29 protein-coding genes are annotated in these 26,431 nt (G+C 66.4%); 11 read left to right on the top strand and 18 right to left on the bottom strand.

Features of this window, described 5'->3' with window-relative positions; all coding sequences use genetic code 11:
* Positions 1-5 precede the first annotated feature (5 nt).
* Positions 6-1,478 carry an NAD(P)H-hydrate dehydratase gene (locus QO015_RS04610; RefSeq protein WP_266281166.1) on the bottom strand — a complete coding sequence of 491 codons (1,473 nt, stop codon included), beginning with the start codon at positions 1,476-1,478 and terminating at the stop codon, positions 6-8.
* Positions 1,479-1,762: 284 nt separating this feature from the next.
* Here QO015_RS04610 and QO015_RS04615 point away from each other — a divergent pair, with 284 nt between their 5' ends.
* Together QO015_RS04615 and glnA are read left to right on the top strand one after the other, a co-directional pair.
* On the top strand, positions 1,763-2,101 hold the full coding sequence (locus tag QO015_RS04615; RefSeq protein WP_073051175.1) for a P-II family nitrogen regulator: 339 nt from the start codon (positions 1,763-1,765) through the stop codon (positions 2,099-2,101).
* Between the two features lie 131 nt (positions 2,102-2,232).
* A complete protein-coding gene (glnA, locus tag QO015_RS04620; RefSeq protein ID WP_266281165.1) occupies positions 2,233-3,642 on the top strand; it encodes a type I glutamate--ammonia ligase in 1,410 nt (469 codons plus the stop codon).
* A gap of 189 nt (positions 3,643-3,831) precedes the next feature.
* Here glnA and dgoD read toward each other — a convergent pair whose 3' ends face one another.
* From dgoD to QO015_RS04640, 4 genes are all read right to left on the bottom strand, one after another.
* Positions 3,832-4,968, bottom strand: coding sequence for a galactonate dehydratase (gene dgoD, locus QO015_RS04625; RefSeq protein WP_266281164.1), 1,137 nt, complete (start codon positions 4,966-4,968; stop codon positions 3,832-3,834).
* A 241-nt stretch (positions 4,969-5,209) separates the two neighbouring features.
* Complete coding sequence (locus tag QO015_RS04630) at positions 5,210-6,154, bottom strand: substrate-binding domain-containing protein (RefSeq protein ID WP_266281163.1); 945 nt, start codon at positions 6,152-6,154, stop codon at positions 5,210-5,212.
* A gap of 66 nt (positions 6,155-6,220) precedes the next feature.
* Positions 6,221-7,231, bottom strand: coding sequence for an ABC transporter permease (locus tag QO015_RS04635; RefSeq protein WP_266281162.1), 1,011 nt, complete (start codon positions 7,229-7,231; stop codon positions 6,221-6,223).
* 74 nt (positions 7,232-7,305) lie between these two features.
* Complete coding sequence (locus tag QO015_RS04640; protein ID WP_266281161.1) at positions 7,306-8,829, bottom strand: sugar ABC transporter ATP-binding protein; 1,524 nt, start codon at positions 8,827-8,829, stop codon at positions 7,306-7,308.
* 171 nt (positions 8,830-9,000) lie between these two features.
* On the opposite strand from QO015_RS04640, the gene QO015_RS04645 reads away from it, so the two are divergent.
* A complete protein-coding gene (locus QO015_RS04645; RefSeq protein WP_266281160.1) occupies positions 9,001-10,032 on the top strand; it encodes a LacI family DNA-binding transcriptional regulator in 1,032 nt (343 codons plus the stop codon).
* Between the two features lie 127 nt (positions 10,033-10,159).
* On the opposite strand, the gene QO015_RS04650 is transcribed toward QO015_RS04645, so the two are convergent.
* Positions 10,160-10,357, bottom strand: a complete 198-nt coding sequence (locus QO015_RS04650; RefSeq protein ID WP_266281158.1) for a DUF2735 domain-containing protein — start codon at positions 10,355-10,357, stop codon at positions 10,160-10,162.
* A 488-nt stretch (positions 10,358-10,845) separates the two neighbouring features.
* Between QO015_RS04650 and QO015_RS04655 the strand changes: the two genes are divergently transcribed.
* A complete protein-coding gene (locus QO015_RS04655) occupies positions 10,846-11,886 on the top strand; it encodes a glutamine synthetase beta-grasp domain-containing protein (protein ID WP_266281156.1) in 1,041 nt (346 codons plus the stop codon).
* A 70-nt stretch (positions 11,887-11,956) separates the two neighbouring features.
* Here the strand turns inward: QO015_RS04655 and QO015_RS04660 are convergent, their stop codons facing one another.
* From QO015_RS04660 to QO015_RS04670, 3 genes are all read right to left on the bottom strand, one after another.
* Complete coding sequence (locus QO015_RS04660) at positions 11,957-12,367, bottom strand: VOC family protein (protein WP_266281154.1); 411 nt, start codon at positions 12,365-12,367, stop codon at positions 11,957-11,959.
* A gap of 89 nt (positions 12,368-12,456) precedes the next feature.
* Positions 12,457-13,728: an RNA polymerase sigma factor gene (locus QO015_RS04665; protein WP_266281153.1), complete on the bottom strand. Its 1,272-nt coding sequence runs from the start codon at positions 13,726-13,728 to the stop codon at positions 12,457-12,459.
* Complete coding sequence (locus QO015_RS04670; protein WP_266281151.1) at positions 13,725-14,096, bottom strand: YciI family protein; 372 nt, start codon at positions 14,094-14,096, stop codon at positions 13,725-13,727. Before QO015_RS04670 ends, QO015_RS04665 begins: the two co-directional genes overlap by 4 nt.
* A 159-nt stretch (positions 14,097-14,255) precedes the next feature.
* Here QO015_RS04670 and QO015_RS04675 point away from each other — a divergent pair, with 159 nt between their 5' ends.
* Positions 14,256-14,774: an SRPBCC family protein gene (locus QO015_RS04675; RefSeq protein ID WP_266281149.1), complete on the top strand. Its 519-nt coding sequence runs from the start codon at positions 14,256-14,258 to the stop codon at positions 14,772-14,774.
* A 59-nt stretch (positions 14,775-14,833) separates the two neighbouring features.
* Here the strand turns inward: QO015_RS04675 and QO015_RS04680 are convergent, their stop codons facing one another.
* Positions 14,834-15,271 carry a hypothetical protein gene (locus QO015_RS04680; protein ID WP_266281147.1) on the bottom strand — a complete coding sequence of 146 codons (438 nt, stop codon included), beginning with the start codon at positions 15,269-15,271 and terminating at the stop codon, positions 14,834-14,836.
* A gap of 269 nt (positions 15,272-15,540) precedes the next feature.
* On the opposite strand from QO015_RS04680, the gene QO015_RS04685 reads away from it, so the two are divergent.
* Entirely contained in the window at positions 15,541-15,894 is a 354-nt protein-coding gene (locus QO015_RS04685; protein WP_266282459.1) for an acyl-CoA thioesterase, read from the top strand.
* Between the two features lie 4 nt (positions 15,895-15,898).
* On the opposite strand, the gene QO015_RS04690 is transcribed toward QO015_RS04685, so the two are convergent.
* Together QO015_RS04690 and QO015_RS04695 are read right to left on the bottom strand one after the other, a co-directional pair.
* Positions 15,899-16,540, bottom strand: coding sequence for a hypothetical protein (locus QO015_RS04690; protein WP_266281145.1), 642 nt, complete (start codon positions 16,538-16,540; stop codon positions 15,899-15,901).
* 90 nt (positions 16,541-16,630) lie between these two features.
* Positions 16,631-17,329: a DUF1045 domain-containing protein gene (locus QO015_RS04695; protein WP_266281143.1), complete on the bottom strand. Its 699-nt coding sequence runs from the start codon at positions 17,327-17,329 to the stop codon at positions 16,631-16,633.
* 171 nt (positions 17,330-17,500) lie between these two features.
* Here QO015_RS04695 and QO015_RS04700 point away from each other — a divergent pair, with 171 nt between their 5' ends.
* The gene (locus QO015_RS04700; protein ID WP_266281142.1) at positions 17,501-17,791 is read left to right on the top strand and encodes a hypothetical protein; all 291 of its coding nucleotides are present in this window, start codon (positions 17,501-17,503) and stop codon (positions 17,789-17,791) included.
* Positions 17,792-18,111: 320 nt separating this feature from the next.
* Positions 18,112-18,498, top strand: a complete 387-nt coding sequence (locus QO015_RS04705; protein WP_266281140.1) for a hypothetical protein — start codon at positions 18,112-18,114, stop codon at positions 18,496-18,498.
* Here QO015_RS04705 and recO read toward each other — a convergent pair.
* Together recO and QO015_RS04715 are read right to left on the bottom strand one after the other, a co-directional pair.
* A complete protein-coding gene (recO, locus tag QO015_RS04710) occupies positions 18,486-19,253 on the bottom strand; it encodes a DNA repair protein RecO (protein WP_266281138.1) in 768 nt (255 codons plus the stop codon). The genes QO015_RS04705 and recO overlap by 13 nt on opposite strands.
* 161 nt (positions 19,254-19,414) lie before the next feature.
* A complete protein-coding gene (locus tag QO015_RS04715; protein WP_266281136.1) occupies positions 19,415-20,725 on the bottom strand; it encodes a porin in 1,311 nt (436 codons plus the stop codon).
* Positions 20,726-21,127: 402 nt separating this feature from the next.
* Here QO015_RS04715 and apbC point away from each other — a divergent pair, with 402 nt between their 5' ends.
* Positions 21,128-22,255, top strand: coding sequence for an iron-sulfur cluster carrier protein ApbC (apbC, locus tag QO015_RS04720; RefSeq protein ID WP_266281134.1), 1,128 nt, complete (start codon positions 21,128-21,130; stop codon positions 22,253-22,255).
* A 1-nt stretch (position 22,256) separates the two neighbouring features.
* On the opposite strand, the gene QO015_RS04725 is transcribed toward apbC, so the two are convergent.
* Positions 22,257-23,141, bottom strand: coding sequence for an NAD(P)H-binding protein (locus QO015_RS04725; RefSeq protein WP_266281132.1), 885 nt, complete (start codon positions 23,139-23,141; stop codon positions 22,257-22,259).
* A 210-nt stretch (positions 23,142-23,351) separates the two neighbouring features.
* Here QO015_RS04725 and QO015_RS04730 point away from each other — a divergent pair, with 210 nt between their 5' ends.
* Positions 23,352-23,798: a winged helix-turn-helix transcriptional regulator gene (locus QO015_RS04730; protein WP_266281131.1), complete on the top strand. Its 447-nt coding sequence runs from the start codon at positions 23,352-23,354 to the stop codon at positions 23,796-23,798.
* Between the two features lie 16 nt (positions 23,799-23,814).
* On the opposite strand, the gene QO015_RS04735 is transcribed toward QO015_RS04730, so the two are convergent.
* On the bottom strand, positions 23,815-24,210 hold the full coding sequence (locus tag QO015_RS04735; protein WP_266281130.1) for a hypothetical protein: 396 nt from the start codon (positions 24,208-24,210) through the stop codon (positions 23,815-23,817).
* Between the two features lie 96 nt (positions 24,211-24,306).
* Complete coding sequence (locus QO015_RS04740) at positions 24,307-24,897, bottom strand: NUDIX domain-containing protein (protein WP_266281129.1); 591 nt, start codon at positions 24,895-24,897, stop codon at positions 24,307-24,309.
* Positions 24,898-25,088: 191 nt separating this feature from the next.
* Between QO015_RS04740 and QO015_RS04745 the strand changes: the two genes are divergently transcribed.
* A complete protein-coding gene (locus QO015_RS04745; RefSeq protein WP_266281128.1) occupies positions 25,089-25,508 on the top strand; it encodes a YciI family protein in 420 nt (139 codons plus the stop codon).
* A gap of 4 nt (positions 25,509-25,512) precedes the next feature.
* On the opposite strand, the gene QO015_RS04750 is transcribed toward QO015_RS04745, so the two are convergent.
* The gene (locus QO015_RS04750; RefSeq protein ID WP_266281127.1) at positions 25,513-26,406 is read right to left on the bottom strand and encodes a LysR substrate-binding domain-containing protein; all 894 of its coding nucleotides are present in this window, start codon (positions 26,404-26,406) and stop codon (positions 25,513-25,515) included.
* Positions 26,407-26,431: the final 25 nt, after the last annotated feature.

Genomic DNA, 26,431 nt, shown 5'->3' on the forward strand with positions numbered 1-26,431 from the left:
CCGGGTCAATCGAAAAGCCGCTGGAAGACGCGGGGCAGCGCCTCGGGCAGGTCCTCGGCGATGAGGCCGCGGCCGAGGACAGAGCCCGCCTCGCCATGGAGATAGGCGCCGGCGCTCGCCGCCTCGAAGGCCGGCATCTTCTGGCAAAGGAGCCCGCCGATCATGCCGGAAAGGACGTCGCCCGATCCGGCGGTGGCGAGGAAGGGCGGCGCATTGTCGGCGATCGAGGCGCGGCCGTCGGGGCTCGCGACCACCGTATCCGGCCCCTTGAGCAGCACGGTCGCGCCTGAACGCCGTGCCGCCTCGCGCGCCCGCTGAAGCTTGCCGGCTTCGCCGGCGAGGTCGGGGAAGAGGCGGGCGAATTCTCCGTCGTGCGGCGTCATCACGACCGGCGCGGCGCGCCCGGCGATCAAGGCAAAGAGCGCTTGCGGCGCCTCGCGGAAGGCCGAGATGCCGTCTGCGTCGAGCACGACAGCAGCTCCGGAACCGAGCGCCGCCTCGACGAGCGCCCGCGTACCCTGCCCACCGCCGAGGCCCGGCCCCAGCACGACGCCGTCGAGCCGTTTGTCGGTGAGAATCTCGGCGAGCCCCGCCGCGCCTTCCATGGGCCGCAGCATGATCGCGGTCAGATGGGCCGCGTTCTCTGGCAGGGCATCCGGCGGCGAGGCGATCGTGGCGAGGCCGGCGCCGATCCTCAGCCCGGCGCGGGCGGCCATGCGGGCGGCGCCACTATGCCAGGCCGGACCCGAGACCACCACGAGATGGCCCTTGTCATATTTGTGGCCGTCGATCCGCGGAACGGGAAAAGCGGAGTCCCAGAGTTCCTTGCGGTTGCGGAAGGCGCTGGGCGCGATCGCCTGCAGGACCGTATCGCGAATGCCGATATCGGCGATCGAAAGGCGTCCGCAGAGCACGCGGCCTGGCAGGAGCACGTGACCCGGCTTGGCGCGGAAGAAGGTTACCGTCTCGTCCGCGCGCACCGCCTCCCCCATCACGGCGCCTGTGGCGCCGTTGACGCCGCTCGGCAGGTCGACGGCGACGATCCGTGCTCCGGCGGCGTTGATAGCCCGCACGGTATCGGCGGCGGCGCCTTCGAGCGGACGCGCGAGGCCGGCCCCGAACAGCGCATCGACCACGACATCGGCCGCTGCGAGATCGAGCGCAGCCGCCGGCAGCACCTCGCCCTTCCAGTCCGCCGCGGCGCTCGCGGCGTCGCCCTTAAGCGCCGACCGTTCGCCGAGAAGGCCGAGCGTGACCCGATAGCCGCGCTCGGACAGAAGCCGCGCCGCCACGAAGCCGTCGCCGCCATTGTTGCCGGGCCCGCAGAGAATGGCGATGCGGCTTCCGAGAGGGCTGCGCGAAACGATATCGGCCACGGCGCGGCCGGCCGCCTTCATCAGCGTGTATCCGGGTGTTCCCGATCGGATCGTCGCGGCATCGGCGGCGGAAATTTCAGCGGGCGTGAGCAGTTCGATCATGTCGAGGTCCCGGAGAAGCTGCGCGCGGGCGCAGAGATCCTCCTTCTTAACCCCATGGCGGCCTCACCCTAAGGAAAAGGGGTGTTCTGCACACAGTTTGCTCATTTGCCTATTGATGCACCGGCCCCGCCGGGTTTCATTGGCTGCGAGCGTCGGCATGGCAGTCCGGGAGCCCAATTTTCCGGCGTTTTCGGGCGTCGGGAGATATGGCACGGAGCCTGCAAGCGTCGGCGACGGGCCGGTCACACGGCCGGGGCCAGTTGAGCATCGGAGATGCGGAGGCAATGAAAAAGATCGAAGCGATCATCAAGCCGTTCAAGCTCGATGAGGTGAAGGAAGCGCTGCAGGAAGTCGGTCTCCAGGGCATCACGGTCACCGAGGCCAAGGGTTTCGGACGCCAGAAGGGTCACACCGAGCTCTATCGCGGCGCCGAATATGTCGTGGACTTCCTGCCGAAGGTGAAGGTCGAGATCGTCCTCGGCGACGATCTGGTCGAGCGCGCCGTCGACGCCATTCGCAAGGCTGCGCAGACCGGCCGCATCGGCGACGGGAAGATCTTCGTCTCCAACATCGAGGAGGCGGTGCGCATCCGTACCGGCGAGAGCGGTCTCGACGCGATCTGAACGGCTCGTTCGGTCGAGGCCCTAGCCAGCGGCGACAGCCCTGATAATCTCACATACCGTTTCCGGTGGGCTGCCGGCAGCGGCCCGTTGGGCTGCGCCGGCACCCTTCAGTGTGAGAGAGGACCCTCGCCATGACGACCGCCAAAGACATCCTGAAGCTGATCAAGGATCAGGATGTGAAATATGTGGACTTCCGCTTCACTGACCCGCGCGGCAAGTGGCAGCACGTCACGTTCGACATCGATCTCATCGACGAGGAGATCTTCGCGGAAGGTACCGCCTTCGACGGCTCGTCGATCGCCGGCTGGAAGGCGATCAACGAATCCGACATGACGCTGGTGCCGGATCCGGACACCGCCTTCATCGACCCCTTCTTCGCCCAGACGACGCTCGTCATCGTCGGCGACATCATCGATCCGATCTCGGGCGAGAGCTACAACCGCGACCCGCGCTCGATCGCCAAGAAGGCCGAGGCCTATCTGAAGCAGACCGGCATCGGCGACACGGTCTATTTCGGCCCCGAGGCCGAGTTCTTCATCTTCTCCGACGTCAAGTACAAGGTCGACCCGTACAACACGGGCTTCAAGCTCGACGACCAGGAACTGCCGATCAATTCCGACACGGACTATGAGGGTGGCAATCTCGGCCATCACGTGAAGAAGAAGGGCGGCTACTTCCCCGTTCCGCCGATCGACAGCTATCAGGACCTGCGCGGCGAGATGCTGGCGCAGATGAAGGCGATGGGCGTCTCGGTCGAGAAGCACCACCACGAGGTCGCCTCCGCGCAGCATGAGCTCGGCATCAAGTTCGCGCCGCTGACGCGCGTCGCCGACCATCTGCAGATCTACAAGTACGCGATCCACCAGGTCGCGCAGGCCTATGGCAAGACCGCGACCTTCATGCCGAAGCCTGTGTTCGGCGACAACGGCTCGGGCATGCATGTGCACCAGTCGATCTGGAAGGACGGCAAGCCGGTGTTCGCCGGCAACCAGTATGCCGACCTCTCGGAGACCTGCCTCTACTATATCGGCGGCATCCTGAAGCACGCCAAGGCGCTCAACGCCTTCACCAACCCGTCGACCAACTCCTACAAGCGCCTCGTGCCGGGCTATGAGGCGCCGGTGCTGCTCGCCTATTCGGCGCGCAACCGTTCAGCCTCCGTGCGCATCCCCTACACGACCTCGCCCAAGGCCAAGCGCCTCGAGGTCCGCTTCCCCGATCCGACGGCCAATCCCTATCTCGCCTTCTCGGCGCTGCTGATGGCCGGTCTCGACGGCATCAAGAACAAGATCCATCCCGGCGAGGCGATGGACAAGAACCTCTACGACCTGCCGCCGAAGGAGCTGAAGAAGATCCCGACGGTGTGTGGTTCGCTGCGCGAGGCGCTCGAGAGCCTCAGGAAGGATCACGCCTTCCTGCTCGCCGGCGACGTGTTCACCCGCGACTTCATCGAGAGCTATATCGAGCTGAAGTGGGAAGAGCTGATGGCCTATGAGATGACGCCGCATCCGATCGAGTTCGAGATGTATTTCTCGGTCTGATCGGAAGGCCTGCGAAAAGGCGGGATTCGGCGGACGGCCGCCGATTCCCGCTGATGGCGATCCTCTTTGGGCCCGGATACCGGCTGCTTCGGCTCGGTATCCGGGCCCTTTTTTTCAGGTGGACCGGGAAGGTCGATCTACCGCTGGACAGGGCAGATTTCGGCTGGCTCCGCTCACGTCTGCGAAGCGCTACCAGTTGGTGAAGCTGCCGTCCTCGCGCCGGAACAGCGGCAGGTTCTCGTGCACGAACGGGTAACGCGCGAGTCCTTCCCAATCGACCTCGAGGCCGAGCCCGGGCGCGTCGGACGGGATGAGCCAGCCATCCTTCCAGCGATGCTCGCTGACGATCACGTCGGCCAGGCTCTCTCCGGGCCGGCGCGGCAGTTCCTGCACCAGCATGTTCGGCGTTGCGACGTTCAGATGCAGGCATGCCGCCGTCGAGACCGGCCCGATCGGGTTGTGAACGGCGATGTCGATCATATGCGTCTCGCACCAGCCGGCGATCTTGCGCGATTCCGTGAAGCCGGCGCAGATGCACATGTCGATGCGCGCATAGTCGATCAGCTCCTCCTCGATCAGCGCGCGGAACTGCCATTTGGTGCCCAGTTGCTCGCCGGCTGCGATCGGCACCGCGGTCTGGTCACGCAGGCGGCGGTAGGACTCGGGGTTCTCCACACGAAGCGGGTCCTCGATGAACATGGGGCGATAGGGCTCGACGGCGCGGCAGAGCCTAACGGCGTCGGCCATGCTCATGCGGGTATGCGCGTCGAAACAGAGCTCGACATCCGGGCCGAGTTCGCTCCGCAGCAGGCGAAAGGCCTCGACTGTGGCGTCGACCGTCTTGCCCGGCTCATAGACGCCGTCCTGCCGGGACCCGCTCGCCCAGCGCAGGCAGTTCCACCCCTCCTCGAGATGCGCCCGGGCCGACTTTAGCAGCGTCTCTGGGGAATTGCCGTCGCCGAGATGACAATAGGTGTCGACCTTGTCCCGCACCTTGCCGCCGAGCAGCTGGTAGACGGGAACCCCGAGCGCCTTTCCCTTGATGTCCCAGAGCGCGATATCTATGGCGGCGATGGCCGACGACAGCACCTGTCCGGAGGGGTGGAAGCCACCGCGCCACATCAACTGCCACAGATGCTCGGAGCGCATGGCGTCCTCGCCGATGACGAGCGGCGCCAGGGCGCGCACGATCCCGGCCACGCCGTCCTCTCGTGAGGTGAGTCCGGCCTCGCCGATCCCGACGATGCCCTCGTCGGTCTCGACCTTGACGAACAGCATCGTCCTCCATTCCTTGACGAGGAACGGCGTGACAGCGGTGATCTTCATGGAATCGTCTCCTCCCGGAATCGCCACGATCGCTTGAACGCGACCGGCTTCGTCATGATCGACGTGAAAGGTTCGGTGCGCGCCGCGGGCGCGAGGCCGCGGCGTCGCAATGGTGGGATTGCCGCCAGTCTAGCAGCTGATGCAGGCCTCTCTAGTGGGTAGCAGTCCGAATGAGCCTGGCCCCCAAACGAAAACTGCCCGGGCATGCCCGGGCAGTTCGGTCTTGGCCTTCGCTCGCCGATCAGAACGGCGAATCGGGGAAGTAGTAGTTCTTGGCGTTGTCCTTGGTGATGAGCGTCGCGTCGAGGACGTAGGTGCCGCGCACCGGGACCTGGTTGAACACCGCGGCGGCGGTGAGCTCCATGGCCGTCCCCACCATCGCCGGCGGATAGAGCACGTCGACCGGGATCATCTTGTCGCCGTCCATGACGCGCTTGATCATGTCCTTGGAGCCGGCGCCGGCGACGACATACTTGATGTCGGTGCGCTTCGCCTGCTCGATGGCCTCGAGCACGCCGACCGCCATGTCGTCGTCCTGGCACCACACCACGTCGATCTTGGGATACTTGGTCAGGAAGTCCTGCATCACCTTGAAGGCGTCGTCGCGGTTCCAGTTGCCGAACTGGCGGTCGAGGACCTTGACGTTCGAGCCGGCGATGCCCTTGTCGAAGCCGTCCTGGCGCTGCTGGTCGATCGGAATAGGCATGCCGCGGATCACGACGACTTCGGCGTCCGGCGTGTTGGCCTTGATGTATTCGCCGGCGACCTCGCCGAGGGCCGGGTTGTTGCCCGCGACATAGAGGTCGCGCACGCTGTCATCATTGACGCTCGGGGCGCGGTCGACGATCGCGACGAAGGTACCGGCGTCCTTCACTTCCTTGATCGCGTTGACGAGCTGGTCCGGATCGGTCGGCAGGATCACGAGGGCGTCGAGCCCCTGCACCGCGAGGTCCTGGACGGCGTTGGCCTGGCTCGCCGGATCGGGCGAGGTCTTCACGATCACCTTGGCGCCCGGATGCTCCTTGCGGATCTGCTCGGCGACGCGCTCGGCGTGATAGACGACGCCCGCCGTCCAGCCGTGGTCGGCCGCCGGGATCGAGACGCCGATGGTCTTGGCATCCTGGGCAAAAGCGGTGCCGGAGAGCGCGGCGGCGAGAGCGGCCGCGCCCAGAAACTGCTTGATCATCAACTCACTCCCTTGATTGGCGGGTCTTTGTTCCTCCGAACCGGGCGACCCGTCGGCCCGGCTCCCTCACGACTTCCGCACCAGCGAACGCTGGACGAGCATCGCGATGATGATGATCGAGCCCTGGATCGTCCCGATCAGATATTCGCTGATGAAGTTCGAGAGCAGCATGATGTTGCCCACGAGCTCGAGGATGAATGCGCCGCAGATCGAGCCCCAGATGCGGCCGGAGCCGCCCTTGAGCGCTGTGCCACCGACAACGACGGCCGTGATGGCCTGCAGCTCCCACAGGATGCCGGTGGTGGCGGAGGTCGAGCCGAGGCGCGGCACATAGAGAAGCACGGCGATCGCGACACAGAGACCCTGGATCACGAAGGCGATGGTGCGGACGCGGTTGACGTGGATGCCGGAATAGCGGGCGACGTCGCGGCTGGAGCCGACGGCGACGACGTGGCGGCCATAGCGGGTGCGGTACAGAACGAAGGCGGCGATCGCGGCGACGACAAAGATCACGATGATCGGGATCGGGATGCCGAAGATCGAGCCGAAATAGACCGGGCGATACATCGCCTGCAGCTCGGGCTGGCGCAGCGTGATCGCGCCGCCCTGCGAGAGCCATGTCGTCAGTCCCCGGAAGATGCCCATCGTGCCCAGCGTGACGATGAAGGGCTCGATCCGCCCGAGCGTCGTGATCAGGCCATTGGCGAGGCCGCATAGCGCGCCGACGCCAACGGCGAGGAGCGCCGCTGCCGCGAGCATCAGTGCGGGATCGGAGATCGCGCCGGAATTCATGAACAGGATCATGAGACTGGCGACGAAGGCGACCATCGAGCCGACCGAGAGGTCGAGGTCGCCGGAGGAGATCACGAAGGTGGCGCCGACCGCGATGATGGCGATGAAGGCGCTGCGCGTCGCGACATTGGCGAGGTTGTTGATCCCGATGAAATTGGGATTGACCAGCGCGCCGACGATGAGGAGCAGGATCAGCGCCGCGAAGGGCGCGACCGCCCGGAGATCGACGTCGCGAAAGCTGCGGCGCGGCCGCGCCAGCGCGCTGTTGTCGTCATTGGCCGTCATTTTACGAAAAAACCTCCCCGTCCGGTCCTCGCCGGCTCCTCACGGCGCCTCATCGGCGCCGCCTCGTCGATCGGCTAGGCGGCCTTGCTCTTGAGGCCGGCCGCGTAGCGCATGATCTCGTGTTCGTTGATCTCGCTGCCTTCGAGGATGCCGGCGATGCGCCCCTCGCGCATGACCGCGACCCGCGTGCAGAGGCCGATCACCTCCGGCATCTCCGAGGAGACGACGACGATCGCCCTGCCCTCGCGCGCCAGCGCCGAGATGAAGTGATAGATCTGCTGCTTGGTGCCGACATCGATGCCGCGGGTCGGCTCGTCGATGATGATGATCTGCGGCTCCGTTTCCATCACCTTGGCAAGCAGCAGCTTCTGCTGGTTGCCGCCCGACATGCGCCCGACGGCGACGGCGTTGTCGCGCACGCGTATGTCGAAGCGGCGACGCGCGCGATCCATGGCCGCGGCCTCGCTCGCCGGGTCGAGATAGCCACGGCGCGAATGCCGTGCGAGCGATTGAAGCGTCAGGTTCGCCGTCATGCCCTCGCCGAGCAGCAGGCCCTTGTGCTTGCGATCCTTGGTCATGTAGGCGAGGCCGGCCCGGATGGCCGCATGGACGTCCCCGGACGGCAGTTCCTGGCCGCGCACCGCGACATGGCCGGAAAGGCGCGGCCGAAGTCCCACCACGGCCTCCATCAGCTCCGTCCGTCCCGAGCCGATCAGGCCGGAGAAGCCGATGATCTCGCCGCGGCGGATCTCGAAGCTCGCTTCCTTCACGAACCCCGTCGACACCGAGCGGACGGAGAGCAGGATATTCTCGTCGATGTCCGGCTCGTGCTTGGCCGGATAGAGGCTGGAAAGCTCGCGCCCGACCATCAGCTGCGCGATCGACTCGCCGTCCAGCACCTCCGTGCGCGCCGTCTTCACCCACTGGCCGTCGCGCAGCACCGTGACCCGGTCGGTCAGCTCCATCACCTCGTCGAGCTTGTGCGAGACGAAGATGAAGCTGGTGCCGGCGGCGCGCAGCTTGCGCACCTGGTCAAAGAGGACGCGGGTCTCCTCGCGCGAAAGAACGGCGGTCGGCTCGTCCATGATGACGACGCGGGCATCGCGGCTGATCGCCTTGGCGATCTCGACCATCTGCTTGTCGGCGACCGCGAGGCTGCCGATAAGCGCGTTCTCGTCGACATGCGATCCGAGCATGTCGAGCACGCGCCGCGCCTCGGCGCGCATGAAGCGGCGGTCGAGCACGCCGAACCGCGTCACCTCGCGGCCGAGAAACAGACTCTCGGCCACCGTCAGATGTTCGGCGAGATTGAATTCCTGATGGATGATGACGATGCCAAGCGCCTCTGCGGCGCCGTTGGCCGGCAGCTTCACCGGGACGCCGTCGAGCAGGATCTCGCCCGAGGTCGGCTGTTCGAAGCCAGAGAGAATCTTGACGAGGGTGGACTTGCCGGCGCCGTTCTCGCCCATGAGGGCATGCACCTCGCCGCGGCGCAGCTCGAAGTCGACGCTGAACAGCACCTGCACGCCGCTGAACGACTTGCTGATGCGGCGCGCCGATAGAACGACGTCCGCTCCAGCCGGATCGGCAGACTTCATGGACTCCCCCTCCACCCGCGGCCTCCACCGCTTGAGGGGCAATGTAAACCTTTTCAGTCGGCGATGTAAAGGTTTTCATACCGCTGAATAGGCGCCCTTTCCGCGTCATGCTTTGATCGCAGGGTGAGTTTGTGTAGACTCCTTCGGAAGGGCGATCCGGGGCAGTCCAGAGTGTTTCATTCCACGCCAGCGACCATCGAGGATGTCGCGCGCATCGCGCAGGTGTCGATCGCGACGGTGTCGCGCGCGATCCACAATCCGGAGAAGGTCGCGAACTCGACGCGGCTCAAGGTCAATCAGGCGATCGCGATCACAGGCTACACGACCAACGCCATGGCGCGCAGCCTGCGCCTCGGCCGGTCGAACATGATCCTCGTCGTGGCGCCCGACATCGGCGATCCGAACTTCTCAAGCATCCTGATCGGGCTCGAAAACGAGGCCCGCGCCCATGGCTATGGCGTGCTGATCGGCCATACGCAGAACGACGCGCAGCGCGGCCTCGAGTATCTGAAGTTTTTCGATTCGAACCAGGCGGCGGGTCTCATCCTCTTCACCGGCATCCTGCCCTTCGGCCACCAGACCATGATGGCACGGTTGCCGCCGAGCGTCGCCGTCTTCGAGCCGGTCTTCAACGGCGGCATCCCCTATGTCGGCGTCGACGAACATGCCGGGGCGCGCAAGGCGATCGACCTGCTCATCACGGAGGGTCACCGCAAGATTGCCTTCATCGGCGACTCGCGCACCCGCCTCGCCTACAGCCGCCGTCGCGAAGGCTATGAGCAGGGCCTTGCCGCGGCACGGATCCCGCTCGATCCGCGCATGGTGCTGGAGGGCGACGGCACAAGCGAGAGCGGTCGCCTCGCGGTGGAGCAGCTGTTCATGCGCGACACGCTGCCGACGGCCTTCATGTGCGTCAACGACCAGACCGCGCTCGGCGTCATGACCGGCCTCGCGGCGCGCGGCTACACGATGCCGCGCGATTTCTCGGTGACCGGGTTCGACGACGTTCCGCAGGCCTCGTTCATGACGCCGCCGCTGACGACAATCCGCCAGCCGCGCACGCTGATCGGAAAGCATGCCATGGCCCTGCTCCTGGAACTCCTGTCGGAAGGCCAGCCGGCCGAGAGCGAGCTGCTGCTCGTCCCGGACCTCGTCATCCGCAACTCCGTCGGCCCGCCCTCGCGGCAATGGGAGACGCGCTAGGCGAGACCACCGACTGCGCAAACGGGCCGCAGAATCAAAAGGGCCGATGCATCGCCTGCATCGGCCCTTTTTTCGTCTTCACCCCGAAGCCGGGATGCCGTTGCTTCGCTGTGCCCGTCGCCATCCATTAGTGCTGACCGAGGCGGTCGTCTTCGGCGATGGCAGCGTCGTGGTACCAGCTGTCCCAGGCGATGGCCGGCATGGCCGCCTCGCGCTCGAGACTGGTCTCGCCAATATATCCGGCGAGACGACCTTTCACGCCGGCCCGTCCGCCGGCTGGAAACGCGTATATCTTCGCAGTTTCTCTTTGAACACTCGCAGTCATTTCAGTTGTCCTTCGCTGTGCGGCAAACCGCTCATCGAACAATGTAGTGACTCATACCATGGTTGCACACCGATTGCGCGCAAAAATGCGCCAAAGAGCAGCAAATGACTACAATTTGCTCAGTAATGGACTTTGATGGCTGGCTCGGCACCATGCTCGCGGTGATGAAACGCGTCGAAGGGCAGTCGCCGCCGCTGCTCTGAGCATTTTCTGGACACTGCTGCCTTTTCAGGCGCCATCGCGATTGCTTGCGATGAAGAATGCAGCATCTTCGGGCGTCGATATCGGTCGCGAGACCTGAGCGCGGTCATGCGGCGGCCGTCGCGATGCCGCGAAATTCGTCGCGCCTGCGGCAGTGCGCGCATAGCGGGCGGCGGCGTGGCATGCAAAATGCAAGATCGAGGGCGGCGCTGGCGACCGATCGGGCGACGGCTCTGACAGGCGAAGGGTTCCGGGCGCGTCGCGTCATCACTGAACGAGAGACCTAAATGACAAAGTTCAAACTGGAGTACATCTGGCTCGACGGCTACACGCCCGTGCCGAACCTGCGTGGCAAGACGCAGATCAAGGAGTTCGACGTATTCCCGACCCTCGAGGAGCTCCCGCTCTGGGGCTTCGACGGTTCCTCGACGATGCAGGCCGAAGGCCGCAGCTCCGACTGCGTGCTGAAGCCCGTCGCGATCTATCCCGACCCGGCCCGCAAGGACGGCGCCCTGGTCATGTGCGAAGTCATGATGCCCGACGGCGTCACCCCTCATCCCTCGAACGCCCGCGCGACCATCCTGGACGATTCCGGCGCCTGGTTCGGCTTCGAGCAGGAGTATTTCTTCTACAAGGACGGCCGCCCGCTGGGCTTCCCGGCCGCCGGCTATCCGGCGCCGCAGGGCCCGTACTACACGGGCGTCGGTTTCAAGAATGTGGGCGACGTCGCGCGCGAGATCGTCGAGGAGCATCTCGACCTTTGCCTCGCGGCCGGCATCAACCATGAGGGCATCAACGCCGAAGTGGCGAAGGGCCAGTGGGAATTCCAGATTTTCGGCAAGGGCTCCAAGAAGGCCGCTGACGAAGTCTGGATGGCGCGCTACCTGCTGCTGCGCCTGACCGAGAAGTACGGCGTCGACATCGAGTTCCACTGCAAGCCGCTCGGCGACACCGACTGGAACGGCTCGGGCATGCACTGCAACTTCTCGACCGCCTATATGCGCGAAGTTGGCGGCAAGGACTATTTTGAGAAGCTCATGGCGGCGTTCGACAAGAACCTTCAGGAGCATATCGCCGTCTATGGACCGGACAACCATCTGCGTCTGACCGGCAAGCACGAGACGGCGCCGTGGAACAAGTTCTCCTATGGCGTGGCTGACCGTGGCGCATCCATCCGCGTGCCGCACTCGTTCGTCCGCAACGGCTACAAGGGCTATCTCGAGGATCGCCGCCCGAACTCCCAGGGCGACCCCTACCAGATCGCCTCGCGCGTGCTGAAGACGATCGCCGAGGTTCCCGTGGAAGGCAGCGCTTCGGCCGCCGCCTGATCCTGAGCAAGCTGGATACGATGACGGCGCGGAGACCACTCCGCGCCGTTTTCATTGACGGGATCGTCGATCAGGTGCCGCCGATCGACCACATGACGCCGAAGCTGTCGCGCAGCTGACCATAGCGGTCGCCCCAGAACATCGTCTGAAGGGGGTTCACGACGGTCAGGCCCGCGCCTTCCGCCCGGCGCCACCACATGTCGGGATCAGCGACCTGCAGATGCAGCGTGTAGCCCTGCGCCGCCTGCTTCTCGTGGCCATATTCGGGATAGAAGTCGCACAGCATCACCGAGCCGCCATGGATGCGCAGATGGATGTGCATCGTCCGGCCCTTCTCGTCGAGCGGCTGCCGGGCGAGTTCCTCGGCGCCGAAGGCCCGCTTGTAGAGTTCGGCCGCCGCCACGGCGCCGTCGACACTGAGATAGGGCACGACCCCGGTGATGGTGTTGTTCGCCTGCTGGTGGACTGCCGTCTCGCTCATTCCCGTTCCTCCTTCGTGCAAAGCGGCAGCGCAGCTGCCTGACCCGACACAGCAAGGACGTTCGGGCGCCCGACGTTCCGACAGACCGCTCAAATCGCCGAAGCGGCGATGGCTCTCGGCGCCGCTTCGGCGGCGAGACGATCGAGATGGGAGCGGATATGGGCCGCCTCGGCAGGCGTTCGCGCCAGCGCGATCGCGCGATCGAAGGCCTGGCGCGCTTCCGCGGGTCGGCCAAGTTGCAGCAGCAGGTGACCCACCAGCCCGAAATAGTGGAAATAGCTCCCGAGCGGTCCGGCGAGCGGCTCGATCATGGCGAGTGCCGCGGCCGGTCCCGCGACCTTCGAAACCGCCACGGCCCGGTTCAGCGTCACGACCGGCGAAGGCTGGAGGTGCTCGAGCGTCGCATAGAGAAGATCGATCTGCTGCCAGTCCGTCTCCTCCGGCCGGGCGGCTCGCGCATGCAGAGCCGCGATTGCCGCCTGGATCAGATAGGGACCGGGGCGGCGGTGGCGCATCGCCTTGTCGATGAGCGCGAGGCCCTCGGCGATCATGGCGCCGTTCCAGAGCGAGCGGTCCTGGTCGTCGAGCAGGATCAGCGCGCCGTCGGCGTCGAAGCGAGCCTCAAGCCGCGAGTGCTGAAGCAGCATCAGCGCGGCGAGGCCCATGATCTCCGGCTCGGCCGGGAAGAGCCGCAGCAGCAGCCGGGCGAGGCGGATCGCCTCATCGCAGAGCCGCGTCCGCGCGCCATCCACTGACGGTGCCGAATAGCCCTCGTTGAAGACGAGATAGATCATCGTCGCCACGGCGGCGAGGCGCTCTGCCCGCTCGACGGGACCCGGCGTCTCGAACGGCACGCCCGCCTTGGCGATCCGGCTCTTGGCGCGCGTGATGCGCTGCTCCATCGCCGCCTCGCTGACGAGGAAGGCTCGGGCGATCTGCGGCACCGTGAGGCCGGATACGATCCGGAGCGCAAGGGCGATCTGCTGCGTCGCCGAGAGGTCGGGATGGCAGCAGATGAACAGGAGGCGCAGGATGTCGTCGCGGTAATGGGCATCGTCGAGGCGGTCGGCAAGGCTGGCCTCGGCATCGCCGAGATCCGACAGCGCCGCCTCGTCGGGAAGTTCGGCCTCGCGGCTGCGCCGGCGCACCACATCGATCGCCGCGTTGCGCCCGACGAAAATCAGCCAGGCGGTGGGGTCCCGCGGCGGCCCCTTCTGCGGCCAGAGCGCCAGCGCCTTGAGGCAGGCTTCCTGAAACGCCTCCTCGGCGATGTCGAGATCGCGGAAATAGCGCAGCAGCGCGCTGATCGCCTTCGGCCGCGCCCCGGCGACGGCCGCCTCGATCCAGGCGATGTCGGTCATGGCTTGCCCCCGCCCGGATGATAGACGCCGACCGGTCGGACTTCATAGGCGCCGCCGGGATTGGCCGCCGCGAGATCGCGCGTGACGTCGAGAATTTCTTCCAGTGAGCCGCCCTCGACGAGATAGAAGCCGAGAAGCTGCTCCTTCGTTTCGGCAAAAGGCCCATCGAGCACAAGCGGCGGGTCCTGATCCTTGCGCAGCGTCGTGGCGGCCGTCGTCGGCAGCAGGCGAGCCACCGGACCGAGCCGTCCGTCCCGCGCCAGCTTTTCGTGGACCACGGCGAGGCGCGCCATCACCGCGTCGTCTTCCTCCTTGGTCCAGGAGCCGACGACGTCTTCCGAGTGGTAGCAAAGGATGGCGTAGAGCATGGCTTTCTCCCTGGTGCCTTGAAGACGAGCGGCGGCGCCCGGTTCCGACACGGACTGCGCTCCGGACCATGCCAACCCGGTTTCGATTTTCGTGCAAGCATGTCGGACAAGGGACCGAGCAAACGTCCTCAGGCCGGTTCACGCAACAGGGAGACCGCCATGACCGCCGACACTTCGATCGCCGAGAGCCAGACCACCGACAGCGCGGCCGAGGGGAGCCCCATCGCCGAGCGCGAACTCGTCATCACGCGGCTGATCGATGCTCCGCGCACAGCGCTCTATCGCTGCTGGACCGAGGCCGAGCTTTTGAGGAAATGGTTCGCGCCGCAGCCCTGGACGACACCCGTCGCCGAACTCGATGTCAGGCCCGGCGGTTCGTGCCGCGTCGTGATGCGCAGCCCTGAAGGCGAGGACTTTCCCAATCCGGGTGTCTATCTCGATGTGGTGCCGAACGAAAAGCTCGTCTTGACCGACGCTTTCGCCGAAGCCTGGGAGCCCTCGACCAAGGCCTTCATGGTCGCCACCGTCACCTTCGCCGACGAAGACGGCAAGACCCGCTACACGGCCCGCGTGCAGCACTGGTCGGCGGAAGACCGCGCGGCCCATGAGAGCATGGGCTTCCACGAAGGCTGGGGACGCTGCGCAGACCAGTTGGCGGCGCTTGCCGCCACCCTCTGACCACCCAACGGCGAGGACAAGGCGCCGCCCGACCGGTGGCGCCTTGTCCTCGAAAACCCTTAGGGGCAGACGTCCCAGAAGCCGCTCGTCTTGGCCGGGGTCGTGTAATACCAGCAATAGCCCGCCTTGGGCGGCTGGCCGGCGACCGAGACCGCGGCCGCACCGGCGATGAAGCCGATCGCCACGCCGGCCGCCACCGCGCCGCCAGGCGGCCAGTAGTAGCGGCCCGGATTGACCACCACGACACCAGGCGGACGATAGACCGGATGTCGGTAGACCGGCGCCGCGCGATAGACTGGCGCGGCCGGACGATAGGCCGGGCGCGTGGTGGCGCCAGCGGCGCATCCGCGCGGGCCGCAACCCGCCGCCGCGCAGCCGCGCGGGCCACAGGCCCCGGCCGCGCGCCGTGCCTCGGCAGGCGTCACCTGCGCAAACGGCGCGATGACTGTCGCGGCCGTACCGGCCACGAGAACCAGTGTCTTCAGGAAGTGTTTCATGTCTCTGCCTTCCCCCGTTGGCTAATCGAAGCTTATCACCACCACGCCGTCCGCCGCAGCGTCGTCGTCAACCGACCCCAGGCAAGGGCGGAATGGAGGCTGAGACTCGCCAGCGGATAAAATGCCTCTAGAATTGTGGCGCCTCTTCCGACGGAGCCCGATGCGTGAGCGAGACTGAAACAGAATCCCCTTCCCTGCCCGCCAAGCTGGGGCGCGCAGTCCAGCCGACGCCCGACCGGTCTGCGATCCCCGTCATCCGCACCATCGCGATGCCGGCCGACACGAATCCCGCCGGCGACATCTTCGGTGGCTGGCTCATGTCGCAGATGGATCTCGGCGCGAGCACGATCGCGACACGGCGCGCGCGCGGACGCACCGTGACCGCGGCCGTCGAGGCGATGTCGTTCATCTCCCCCGTCAAGGTCGGCGATGAGGTCACCATCTATGGCCGCATCGTCTCGACCGGCCGTACCTCGATCCGCGTCTTCGTCGAGGCCTGGCGCCGCAGCCGGGAAAGCGACGACGTCGCGCAGGTTACGCATGCGACTTTCACCTTCGTCGCCATCGATGCCGAGCGTAAGCCGCGGCTTCTTCCGGCGCTCGAGGCGGGTGTGGACGGCTGAGGCGTCAGCGAACGGAGATCTGGCTGGCTCCGAAGGCGACGATGCTATCGCCGCTCAGCAGATAGTTGATGCTCTGGAAGGCCGTGAAGCCGCCCTTCATGGCCGCGCCCTGGTTGATATAGGCGACCATGCCGTCGCGCGGGCTTACCGGCCCATAGGCCTTTTCGAGATCGGCGAGGCTTCCGCCGAGCCCCGGCATCGGCGCCGCCGGCTGGGGGCTCGCGAGGCCGTTCGAAGGCGCATCGCAGACCGGATTCGGCTGCGCATAGGCCGCGGCGACGAGCGTCACCAGTTTCGAATCGCCGCCCGACTCGCCATCGGAAACGAACCAGACCAGTTCCGCCCGGCCGTCCGCGTCGAGCTGGTAACAGAGCCAATCCGCCGATGCGACGCCGTCCGAGGCATGATGAAGCGTTCCGCCGAAGGCCTCATGCAGGTCTGCGAGTGGCGTCTGGCCGAGAATGATCGTCGCCGGGCCGGCGGCGATGGTCGGCGCAGGCGGATTGGGGATCTCGTGCTGCGTTCCCTCGGCGGCCGCGCCCGAGAGCAACGCCGCCGGAACGCCGGTCAACCTCGCGCCGTCGTCGGCGAGCGCCGGCCCGGCGGTCATCAGAACGATCAGCGATGCGGCGGCGAACAGTCTCATGGCGGGCGTCCCGGATTGGCGGCTCCGGCGAGTTCCGGGCAGCCATCGAAGACTATTGGAACCGCCAGGCGCGGTCCACAATGACGGCGATCAAGCAGCGTTCGCGCCGTCGAGAGACGCGACATGCCGCACCGAGAACGGTGCCCCGCGCTGCGGCTCGACGAAGAGCGCGAGACGATCAATGACGAGAGGCTTGCCGTCGAACGCCGCGAAATGGCGGCGAAGGGCCGTGTCGACCGCTTCTGCATCCTCGCGCGGGACGCGCCCCGTCAACGACAGGTGGAAGCGGAAGGCACCGAAGACATAGGGATAGCCCCAGCGCACGAGGTTGTTTTCCTCCTCGAGCGTGAGACCGGCGGCACGGCGGCGGGCCATGTCGGCCTCCGATATCGGCGCGCGAAACGAATCGAAATCGGCGACGATCCGTCCGGCCCATTCGTCCAGTTCATCGACCGGCTCGTTGGGGACCAGCGCGAAGAACCGGCCGAGCCGCCGCAGGACCAGTTCCGGAATGGCAATCGGGCGCGACGCCGCCGCGAAGGCGTCGAAGGCGGCCAGCAACTCGTCCTCGCTGCGACCATCAGCAAGCCCGAACGGTGCCTTCAGCGTGCCGTGGAAGCCGTATCGGGCGGGGTCGGCGAGATAGGCCTCGACCGTTTCGGGCGCCAGCCCCTCGACGGTGGGGAGCGGCAGGTCTGTGGCCCCGAAGGCGTCGCGGCCGAGCCAGGCAACGGCCGCGCGGGTCAGCGGATGATCGGGAGCGGGCGTTGCATAGATGGCGTAGCGCAAGACAGTCCTCGGCCTTAGTCGAAGCGGGCGGCGTCTCATCATTACCCCGTCGCGCCGCCGGTGACGACGGCGATTGGTGATGGGCGGCGTTGCGGCGCAGGCAGTGGAAATGCCGGCCCCGATCGGGCATCATGGCGCGGTCGCCGGGCGCTCGACGAAGGAGAGACCATCATGATCAGGATGCTGCGCTTGGCAGTCTTTGCCGCTCTGGCCTCTGTGTCGGTGGCCGTGGAGGCCGGCGCGTTCAGCTATTACGATGGCCACACCGCGCCCGTCCCGGACTGGCAGGTGTTCGGCTTTGACCTGACGACAGTCCCCGGCGACGTCGCCTCGCTGATGGCGTTCAAAGCCTCGCTGGACCCGCGCCTGCAACTTGCCGTCAACAACCGCTGCAAGCAGGACATCGTCTCGATGCCCTGGCGTTATTCGTCCAAGGTGCGGATGTTCTGCTGGGGCCACTAGGGCGGGACCGGCTCCGCGAACGATTCGCCTTCCGCGGCTCGCTACAAATCGAAGCCTGACATCGCAGCGAGGGTCGTCTGGCATTCGGCTGCGACGACGTTCTGCCGTTCCTCTTCGTGAGTTACTCAACGGCGCTCCATGCGGCTGGCCGTCGAGCGCTGCGTCCGATCCTGCCCTTGGAACGAAAATCCGCTCCCGCCGTTTGCCTCCCGGAAGCTGCTGATGGTCTCGACAGACAAGAACATCGGCAGCGCCGGATAGGAACAGAACTCATCAGAGAAGGTCTCCGGACGCTTCTCGTCGCATTCAGGGAGCTCAAGATGGCGTTTTACTCTTTCGGCAAGCTTGTGGCCGGTGGCCTTGTTCTTTCCGCGCTGGCATTCTCTCCTGCGTTGGCGCAGGATGCTCAGTCCGATACGCCGTCCGTCCAGCCGAACACCGGCGCCACGACGACGCCGACGACTCCGGGCACGCCCGACACCGCCAATCCGTCGAATGGCGTCTCGCCGGAATCGTCGAGCGAAGCCGACAAGCCGGGTGGTGCGATTGCCGATCAGGACGTGTTCGGCTTCGACATCTCGATGGGCACCGCCAAGCTGACGGCGGAGCAGATGATGGCGGCCAAGAACACCTGCCGCGATCAGGTCACGATCGACCCGACTCGCTATTCCTCGACGGTCCGCTCCTTCTGCGATCAGCTCAAGTGATCGCCCGGCGCGTCCACGAGCGCGCGCCTCAGCCTTGAAACGAATTCGCGCCGCGCGGCAGGCTCCTCCAGACCGCGCGGCGCGTAGACGTCGCGATCGAGGAAGTGACCGGTGAGCCGGAAGGCATCGTCGAGCGCTGCCGCAGCATCGTTGGCGCCACGGCCGCCGATCAGCAAGCCCGGCAACGCCAGGAGTCGCTCCTCGTATCCCCGCGCGCCTTCGGCGCTAACCGCGCGGCCGCTGCGTGGCGAAACGAAAACCAGCCCTTCCGTCATCCCGGTCACAGCGCAGCGAGAAAGATCGAGCCCGAAGCCGCTTTCCTCCAGGAAAGCGAGCTCGAAGCGCGCCATGAATGTTCCAATGTCGACAGGGTCGGGACCGATGACTGCCGCGAACCCGGCCATCGCGGCCTCCGCGGCGTCGTGGAGGCCCTGGTGGCTTTCCCGCTCGGCCAGCAGCCGCAAATGCCCCACCAGAACCTGAAGCGCGAAAAGCGCGAGCGGTCGGTCCATGATCGCACCCGCGCGAAGCGATGTCGGCTCGACGGTGAACACGCCGAGCTGGTCGTCCAGCCGGGCCCGCCAGGTTGCCACCACGCGATTACCGGGCTGCAGCACCGGCGCCAGTCGCTTCGAGCGACCGCCCCGGACGACCCCGAGCTGCCGGCCACGCTCGGCGGTCATCAGCTCGAGGATGACACTGGCCTCGCCGAGGCGGCGGACACCGAGCACGATGCCCTCATCGCTCCACTGCATCGCCGCGTCCGTCCCGTTGCCCTCGTACCCGGTTGCCCCGCGTAGCTATTGCCAATCTGGTCATGCAAGCCGATCGACGCCAGCCTTCGGCGACAACACGGTTCAAAAAGCAAAAGGCCCGGCGTTTCCGCCGGGCCTTTCCCATTCCCGTGAGGGAATGATTACCAGGAGCGCTTCATCCAGAGGTTGACAGCCCAGACGTCGCCGTCCAGATCGCCACCGTCGAGGAGGTCGCGGTCGACATTCGCATGCGAATACTGACCGTCGAGCATCAGGTCGAGACCGGCAACCGGCGTCCAGCCCGTCGAAGCGACGAGGCGGTAGGCATCGATCGTCAGGTTGTCGTAGTAGCCATTGCCGTCATAGGCAGCGTAGCCGCCCGACACAGCCGACCAGACCGAGGGGGTCCAGACATGCTTGTACGAAGCGAGGGCCGACCAGCTGGAGCCCGGAGCGACGGCGAAGTTGAGCGTGTTGTCAGCCGCGACGATGCCGTTGCCGACGAGACCCGCAACCGACGTACCGCCGGCGATGCCGGTGTACGAGTTGGCGTTGTCGCCATACGAAGCCGTGACGAAGAACTTGTCGCCGGCCGAGAAGCTGTCGAGAGCGAACTCGACGCTACCGCCGATGGCCCAGCCAGTCTGCGCGCTGAAGTCATACGGGTCGAGCAGCGTGCCCGAGCCCGAACGGTCGACAGCGTTGTTCACGTAGGCAGCGGCCAGCTTCGTCGAGAAGATGCCCGAGGCGTAGGTGATCGCACCGACGACGTCCGGAATGTTGTTCTGGCCACCGTAGTAGTAGATGTCGTCGGCCGGATTCAGCGGGTCGCCAGAATTGGTGACCTGAAGGCCGTCGAGGCCCGGGGCGGCGCCACGGTCACGCTGGTCTTCGATCGACAGGGCGAGACCGAAGCCGTTGATGGCATAGGTCGCCTGGATGTGATCGGTCGAGGTGTCCGAACCGAACACGCCGGTGTCGGTGTAGCCACGGCCGAAGTCGAACAGCGAAGTGAAGCGACCAGCCTTGATCGGCCCGATCGACAGCCAGGCGCTGTCAACATAGGCCGAATTGGTGGCCGAGTTGACGATCTGCGCAGCCGACTGCGAGAAGTTGCCGGCGTTGCCGGTCTGGGCGCGGAAGTCCAGGAAACCGGTGAGGTTGCCGAACTCGGTGACCGACGAAGCGGTCAGCTGGATCGAAGCTTCCGTGTAGAAGTTCGACCAGTTCGAGGTCGGGTAGTAGCCGTTGTAGACGCCGAAGTCGGTGTCACCGAAAGCGGTGCCGAACTTCACGTAGCCACCGACCTTGATGCAGGTGTCGGTGCCGGGCGAGTAGAAGAAGCCCGAACCAAACGCGTCGCAGACCTTCACGTAGTCAACCGGCTCGGCGACCGTGAGATCCGCCGCCTGAGCGCCACCGGCCACGATCATCGCAGCGGCAGAGCCGAGGAGAAGGGTCTTGAAGTTCATATCCTGACCTCCAAAAGGTTAAACCAGGAGATATTTCTTTCTTCTCGTCGCCACCGGATCGATCTTTCGATCTTTCCGTCAGTCGGCTCGCTCGAAGTCCGTCAAATCCCCGTTCGGCTGCATCTGCCTTTTGATTGTCCCCCACCCCTGGGTGACAGGCGCAACAGCGGGAACCGTTTTGCGATTCCGTGAAAGTGATCATACCGAAAGCCGCCGATGCCGCTATGACGGAATTGCAACACTACCGACCGTCGTCACGACTTCGCGATTAAGGTCTTCGAAAGAAGTGTTAACGCGCTGGCCCGCATCGACTTTTCCCGACAGGCGGCGCCCGCGCTTGTACCTTCGGCGGCACCGGAGCATGGTGCCGCCCCTGTTCCAGCCCTGCAAGGATCGGATTTCATGGCCCCCATCGAACGCGACGCGATTCTGGCGCGACTCGCCACCATCCCCGGACCGGACGGCTCAGGCGACATCGTCTCGCTCGGCCTCGTCTCGGACATCGTCGTCAATGCCGGCAAGGTCATGTTCTCGATCACCGTCGATGCGGCCCGCGCCGCGGCGATGGAGCCGCTGCGCGCCCGCGCGGCCGAAGCGGTCAAGACGCTGCCCGGCGTCGAGAGCACGCTCGTGATCCTGACGGCGGAGCGGAAGGGCGGCGCGGGTCAGACGGCTCCTGCTCCGCCGCGCGCCCCCGCTCAGCCCGCGGCCTCGGCGAGCGGCAAGCCGGGCATTCCCGGCGTTGGGGCCATTGTCGCCGTCGCATCGGGGAAGGGCGGCGTCGGCAAATCGACCACGGCTGTCAACCTCGCGCTCGGGCTCGCCGCCAACGGGCTCAAGGTCGGCCTGCTCGACGCCGATATCTATGGTCCGTCGGTGCCGCGCCTGCTGGGTCTCTCCGGCCGGCCGCAGACTCAGGACGGGCGCACGCTCGTCCCGATGCAGGCCTTCGGCATCAAGGCGATGTCGATGGGCTTTCTTGTCGAGGAAGACACGCCGATGATCTGGCGCGGCCCGATGGTCATGTCGGCGCTGACGCAGATGCTGCGCGAGGTGGCCTGGGCGCCGCTCGACATCCTCGTCGTCGACATGCCGCCCGGAACCGGCGACGCTCAGCTCACCATGGCGCAGCAGGTGCCCCTCGCCGGCGCGGTGATCGTCTCGACGCCGCAGGATCTCGCGCTCATCGACGCCCGAAAGGGCCTCGGCATGTTCCGCAAGGTCAATGTGCCTGTGCTCGGGATCGTCGAGAACATGAGCTACTTCCTCTGCCCGCATTGCGGCGGACGGTCGGACATCTTCGGCCATGGCGGCGCCCGCCACGAGGCGGAGAAGCTCGACATTCCCTTCCTCGGCGAGATCCCGCTCGAACTCGCGATCCGCGAGACCTCGGATGCCGGCACGCCGATTGTGGCGACCGCCCCCGAGAGCGCCCATGCCGCCGTCTACCGGACGATCGCCGGACGAATCGCGGCGGCAGTCGCCGGCGGCGCCGGGGCGAAGCCGGCGCCGCGCATCGTTATCGAATAGGTCAGGCCGCCTTGAGCGCCGCCGCGTTAGCGGTGAGGAAGTCCTGCACCGAGCCAGGCTCGCGGCCCGTCCAGTCCTTGACCACCGATGTCGTGATCGCGTGGAAGCCTTCGGCGGCCGCGACGTCGAAGGCGACGAGACCTTCGACCATGCCGGGCGGCAGGCCGGCCGCGGCGAGGCCCTGCTTCATCGCCTCGGCCGGCAGCGCCACATGCGCGACCGGCCGGCCGGAGATCTCCGAAGCGAGCGCGGCGAGTTCGTTCTGCGTCACCGGCGCAGGCCCCGTCACGTCGAGGACCGACTGACCGGTCGCACGCGCCAGAACGGCAGCGGCGGTCCGGGCGCAATCGGCGCGCAGCACATAGTTGCGGCCGCCCGTTCCGGTCGCGGTGTAGAGCGTTCCGGTCGCGATCGCGTGCGGCAGGCCGAACAGCAGATAGTCCGTATAGATATGGTCGCGCAGCAGCGTGAAGTCCGCGCCGGACGCGACCACCGCCTGTTCGGTCCAGAAATGATCGCCGATGAGGCTCGGCTCGGCCGTCGGATAGGGCGCGGGGGCCGAGAGATAGGCGATATGGCCGACGCCGGCCGCAACCGCGGCGGCGACGGCCGCGCGATGCTGCGCGAGACGGCGACCGGGAACGTCGAGCGCATCGGTCGAGACCAGCAGCATCCGGTCGGCGCCCTTGAAGGCGGCGGCGAGCGTTTCGGGACGGTCGAAGTCGGCGGCGCGGATTTCGGCGCCCTTCGCGGCGAGGTCGGCGAGCTTCGAGGGATCGCGGGTGGTGCCGATCACCTTGCCGGCGCCCGATTCGAGCAGCGTCTCGACGACGATGCGGCCGAGATGGCCACCGGCGCCGGTGACGAGGAGTGTGGGTTGGCTCATGGGTCGCTTTTCCTGGTGTCCTGGGCCGGGTCACGGCGGCCTTGACGGCACCGCCCGGTTACACATCGTAACTAGGCGCTTGAACTGCCGCCGTGAAGAACGCATCTTGCCGGCACCAAGGCACATGGTCGGAACCGCCGGGCGTATGGCCAGTGCAGGACGGCGAACGGAGATGCGATGATGGATCGGCTGGACGACGGCGCCGTTGCCATGGCGGCGGAGACGCAGGGCTTCGAAACGTCCGGATCGTCGTTTGCGGCCTGCGCGCCCGAGATCGCGACGCTCGAGTCGGGTTTCGGCGCGGCCGCCCTCTCGGCCGAGGATTGTCCGGTGCGCGACGTGCTCGACCGGCTCGGCGATGCCTGGAGCTTTCTCGTCGTGTTGCGGCTGGCGGACGGGCCGCAGCGTTTCAACGCACTGAAGCGCCGGGTCGGCGGTGTGTCGCAGCGGATGTTGACCGTAACGCTGCGCAGCCTCGAGCGCGACGGGCTCGTGTCCCGCACGGTCTATCCGACGACACCGCCGATGGTGGAATACCGCCTGACGCCGCTCGGCGAGTCGCTCGTCGAGCCGATGGCGGCGCTGACGCGATGGGCCGCGCGCCACCATGACAGTGTCCGCGCGGCGCGATCGCGCTACGATTCGTCGGCGGCCTGAGCCGGCCGCCGCGCAATCACTTGCCGCACTTCATGTTCCAGGTGCCGGCAACCGCGACGCCCTTGGTCGAGGTGTCGCGCTTCAGCCGCATGGTGACGGTCGCACCCTCGACCAGCTCGGCGGCGCCGGAATTCAGCACCACCTCACCCTTGCTGCCGACCGTGCTCCTGTATTCGATGATGAGCATGGCATCGGCCGGAACGCCGCCGACCCCGACGCGCCAGACGTGATTCTCCGGCGACTGGATGATCACGGCCTCGCCCTCGCTCATGCCCTGAGGAACCTGCAGCGACCAGCGCGTCTGCTTGCAGGCCGGATCCTTGGCGGCGAAGGCCGCGGCCGGGCCGAAGACCGCCGCGGCGGCGATGGCAGCGGCGGCGAGGCGGGTGAAACGTCGGGTCGTCGTGGTCATGATGGTCGCTCGTCCGTGGCGCGCGGGCCGGGCCCGGCGGTGGCTGGAGGGATGGCCATCAGAGATACAGCAATGACGGCCGCCGCCAAACGCCGATTAGCGCCGCATCAGCCCTTTCAGCGCGACATAGTGGAGAAGCATGATCGTCTTCGCGTCGCAGATGCGGCCATCGAAGCTCATGGCGAGCGCCTCCGCGAAGGGAAGCTCCAGCACCTCGATATCCTCGCCCTCCGCTTCGTGGCCGCCGCCCGTGCCGTGGCGATCGCCGGGCCGGTAGCGTGCAACGAAGAGGTGAAGTTTCTCGACCACGCTGCCCGGAGACATGAAGCTGACGAGGACTTCCTCGGGTGTATCGATGGTGACGCCCATCTCCTCCTCGGCTTCCTTGCGGATGCAGGTGACCGGGTCGTCGGCGTCGAGCAGGCCGGCGCAAGCCTCGATCAGCGGCTCGCCATGGCCCCGCTTGTAGGCCGGAAAGCGGAACTGGCGGATGAGCAGGACCGTGCTGCGATCGGGGTCATACGCGAGCACGGCGGCGCCGTCGCCGCGGTCATAGGTCTCGCGGGTCTGGCGCTGCCAGATCCCGTCAGAGCGCTGGTAGTCGAAGACATTGCGATCGAGCTTGCCCCAGTTGCGCGAGAGGGGCGTCGTCTCGACGATGCGCACGCGGTCGTTCCAATCGGTCATTCCAGATCCCATGATGCGGAGGCGCCCGAAGGCCGTCTTGTCGTGTGCATTGATACCGCATCGCACGAACAAATCACGTCCGTGCGGGGCGCGGCGAACGGAGTACGAAGAATGTCGGATCGCGACGCGCCCATTCGTCATTTCGAAGAGCCGGCCACCACCGGCCGCCGAAAATCCATGGGAGACAAGCAATGCGCGTGATGGTGATCGTCAAGGCGACGAAGGACAGCGAGGCCGGCGCCATGCCGTCGCCTGAACTGATCGAGGCGATGGGTCGCTTCAACACGGAGCTGATCACGGCCGGGATCATGAAGGCCGGCGACGGGCTGAAGCCGTCCTCCTTCGGCAAGCGCGTCGCCTTCGACGGCGCCAGCCGCCTGGTCATTGATGGCCCCTTCGCCGAGACCAAGGAGCTCATCGCGGGCTATTGGCTCTGGGAAGTGGCCGACATGGACGAGGCGGTGGCTTGGGTGAAGCGCTGCCCCAATCCGATGCCGGGACCGAGCGAGATCGAGATTCGCCCGCTGATCTCGATGGAAGATTTCGCGGAAGTCATGACGGAGGAAGGCGCCGCCATCCACGAAGGCAACCGCATCCGCCTCGAGGGCTGACCGGTCAGGCGGCGCGCCCGCCCGTCGCCGCGATCTCGCGCTTCAGCCAGTCGCGGAAGAGGCGAACCTTGCGGCTGCGCGCCGAGGCGGCGGTCGTCACGAACCAGTAGGCGAGGCAACTCTCGACGGCGATGTCGAATGGGCGGACCAGGCGGCCGAGCGCCAGCGCGTCGGCCACCACCATGTCCCAGGCGAGCATCACCCCCTGCCCCGCCATCACCGCCTCGAGCGCGAGGATCGGATCGGAAAAGCGCGGACCGGCCAATTCCCGCATCTCGAGGCCGGCCGCCTCGAACCAGTCGCGCCAGGCGACCATCGTGCCCTCGTCATGGATGATCGGCACGTTCGCGAGATCGGCTGGCGCCTTCAGCCGCTCCGCCCATTCCGGCGTGGCGACCGGAAAGAACGGTTGCGCCAGCAGTTTCTCGGCCTCGACATCCGGCCAGTCGCCCTTGCCGAGGCGAATCGCGCAGTCGATGTCGCTGTGGTTGAGGTCGACCAGCGTGACCGAAGCGGCGAAGCGGATCTCGATCTCCGGATGCTCGCGCGTGAAGCGGCCGAGTCGCGGGACGAGCCAGCGCGCGGCGAAGGCCGGCGCGGCGGTCAATGTGAGCGTGCCGCTATGGCTCTGCTCGATCGCGGCGATTCCGTCCGCCAGAGCCCGAAAACCCTGACGGAAATGCGGCAGCGCCGCCTCCAGGGCCGCGGTCGGCCGCATTCCCTCGCGGGTCCTCTCGAAAAGGACATAGCCCAGCCGCTCTTCGGCCCGACGGATATGTTGACTTACGGCTCCCGGCGTCACCCCGAGCTCGGCGGCCGCCAAAGACAGAGTGCCGTCGCGACCGACAATTTCTATCGCACGAATAGCGTTGAGCGGCACCTTGAAGGGATTAGCCATAGAGAAAATCTATAGTGTGACCGAG

The sequence above is a fragment of the Kaistia geumhonensis genome, from assembly GCF_030815145.1.
Taxonomy (GTDB): domain Bacteria; phylum Pseudomonadota; class Alphaproteobacteria; order Rhizobiales; family Kaistiaceae; genus Kaistia; species Kaistia geumhonensis.

Bases quoted from the DNA above. Each gene is read 5' to 3' on its own strand.
- QO015_RS04745 (WP_266281128.1), top strand. From the start codon at position 25,089: ATGCGCGTGATGGTGATCGTCAAGGCGACGAAGGACAGCGAGGCCGGC.
- apbC (WP_266281134.1), top strand. From the start codon at position 21,128: ATGGCCCCCATCGAACGCGACGCGATTCTGGCGCGACTCGCCACCATC.
- QO015_RS04725 (WP_266281132.1), bottom strand. From the start codon at position 23,141: ATGAGCCAACCCACACTCCTCGTCACCGGCGCCGGTGGCCATCTCGGC.
- QO015_RS04630 (WP_266281163.1), bottom strand. From the start codon at position 6,154: ATGATCAAGCAGTTTCTGGGCGCGGCCGCTCTCGCCGCCGCGCTCTCC.
- QO015_RS04735 (WP_266281130.1), bottom strand. From the start codon at position 24,210: ATGACCACGACGACCCGACGTTTCACCCGCCTCGCCGCCGCTGCCATC.
- recO (WP_266281138.1), bottom strand. From the start codon at position 19,253: ATGCAGTGGAGCGATGAGGGCATCGTGCTCGGTGTCCGCCGCCTCGGC.
- QO015_RS04610 (WP_266281166.1), bottom strand. From the start codon at position 1,478: ATGATCGAACTGCTCACGCCCGCTGAAATTTCCGCCGCCGATGCCGCG.
- QO015_RS04675 (WP_266281149.1), top strand. From the start codon at position 14,256: ATGACCGCCGACACTTCGATCGCCGAGAGCCAGACCACCGACAGCGCG.
- QO015_RS04655 (WP_266281156.1), top strand. From the start codon at position 10,846: ATGACAAAGTTCAAACTGGAGTACATCTGGCTCGACGGCTACACGCCC.
- glnA (WP_266281165.1), top strand. From the start codon at position 2,233: ATGACGACCGCCAAAGACATCCTGAAGCTGATCAAGGATCAGGATGTG.
- QO015_RS04665 (WP_266281153.1), bottom strand. From the start codon at position 13,728: ATGACCGACATCGCCTGGATCGAGGCGGCCGTCGCCGGGGCGCGGCCG.
- QO015_RS04700 (WP_266281142.1), top strand. From the start codon at position 17,501: ATGATCAGGATGCTGCGCTTGGCAGTCTTTGCCGCTCTGGCCTCTGTG.
- QO015_RS04640 (WP_266281161.1), bottom strand. From the start codon at position 8,829: ATGAAGTCTGCCGATCCGGCTGGAGCGGACGTCGTTCTATCGGCGCGC.
- QO015_RS04635 (WP_266281162.1), bottom strand. From the start codon at position 7,231: ATGACGGCCAATGACGACAACAGCGCGCTGGCGCGGCCGCGCCGCAGC.
- QO015_RS04740 (WP_266281129.1), bottom strand. From the start codon at position 24,897: ATGACCGATTGGAACGACCGCGTGCGCATCGTCGAGACGACGCCCCTC.
- QO015_RS04705 (WP_266281140.1), top strand. From the start codon at position 18,112: ATGGCGTTTTACTCTTTCGGCAAGCTTGTGGCCGGTGGCCTTGTTCTT.
- QO015_RS04715 (WP_266281136.1), bottom strand. From the start codon at position 20,725: ATGAACTTCAAGACCCTTCTCCTCGGCTCTGCCGCTGCGATGATCGTG.
- QO015_RS04670 (WP_266281151.1), bottom strand. From the start codon at position 14,096: ATGCTCTACGCCATCCTTTGCTACCACTCGGAAGACGTCGTCGGCTCC.
- QO015_RS04660 (WP_266281154.1), bottom strand. From the start codon at position 12,367: ATGAGCGAGACGGCAGTCCACCAGCAGGCGAACAACACCATCACCGGG.
- QO015_RS04650 (WP_266281158.1), bottom strand. From the start codon at position 10,357: ATGACTGCGAGTGTTCAAAGAGAAACTGCGAAGATATACGCGTTTCCA.
- QO015_RS04730 (WP_266281131.1), top strand. From the start codon at position 23,352: ATGGCGGCGGAGACGCAGGGCTTCGAAACGTCCGGATCGTCGTTTGCG.
- QO015_RS04750 (WP_266281127.1), bottom strand. From the start codon at position 26,406: ATGGCTAATCCCTTCAAGGTGCCGCTCAACGCTATTCGTGCGATAGAA.
- QO015_RS04685 (WP_266282459.1), top strand. From the start codon at position 15,541: ATGCCGGCCGACACGAATCCCGCCGGCGACATCTTCGGTGGCTGGCTC.
- dgoD (WP_266281164.1), bottom strand. From the start codon at position 4,968: ATGAAGATCACCGCTGTCACGCCGTTCCTCGTCAAGGAATGGAGGACG.
- QO015_RS04680 (WP_266281147.1), bottom strand. From the start codon at position 15,271: ATGAAACACTTCCTGAAGACACTGGTTCTCGTGGCCGGTACGGCCGCG.
- QO015_RS04690 (WP_266281145.1), bottom strand. From the start codon at position 16,540: ATGAGACTGTTCGCCGCCGCATCGCTGATCGTTCTGATGACCGCCGGG.
- QO015_RS04615 (WP_073051175.1), top strand. From the start codon at position 1,763: ATGAAAAAGATCGAAGCGATCATCAAGCCGTTCAAGCTCGATGAGGTG.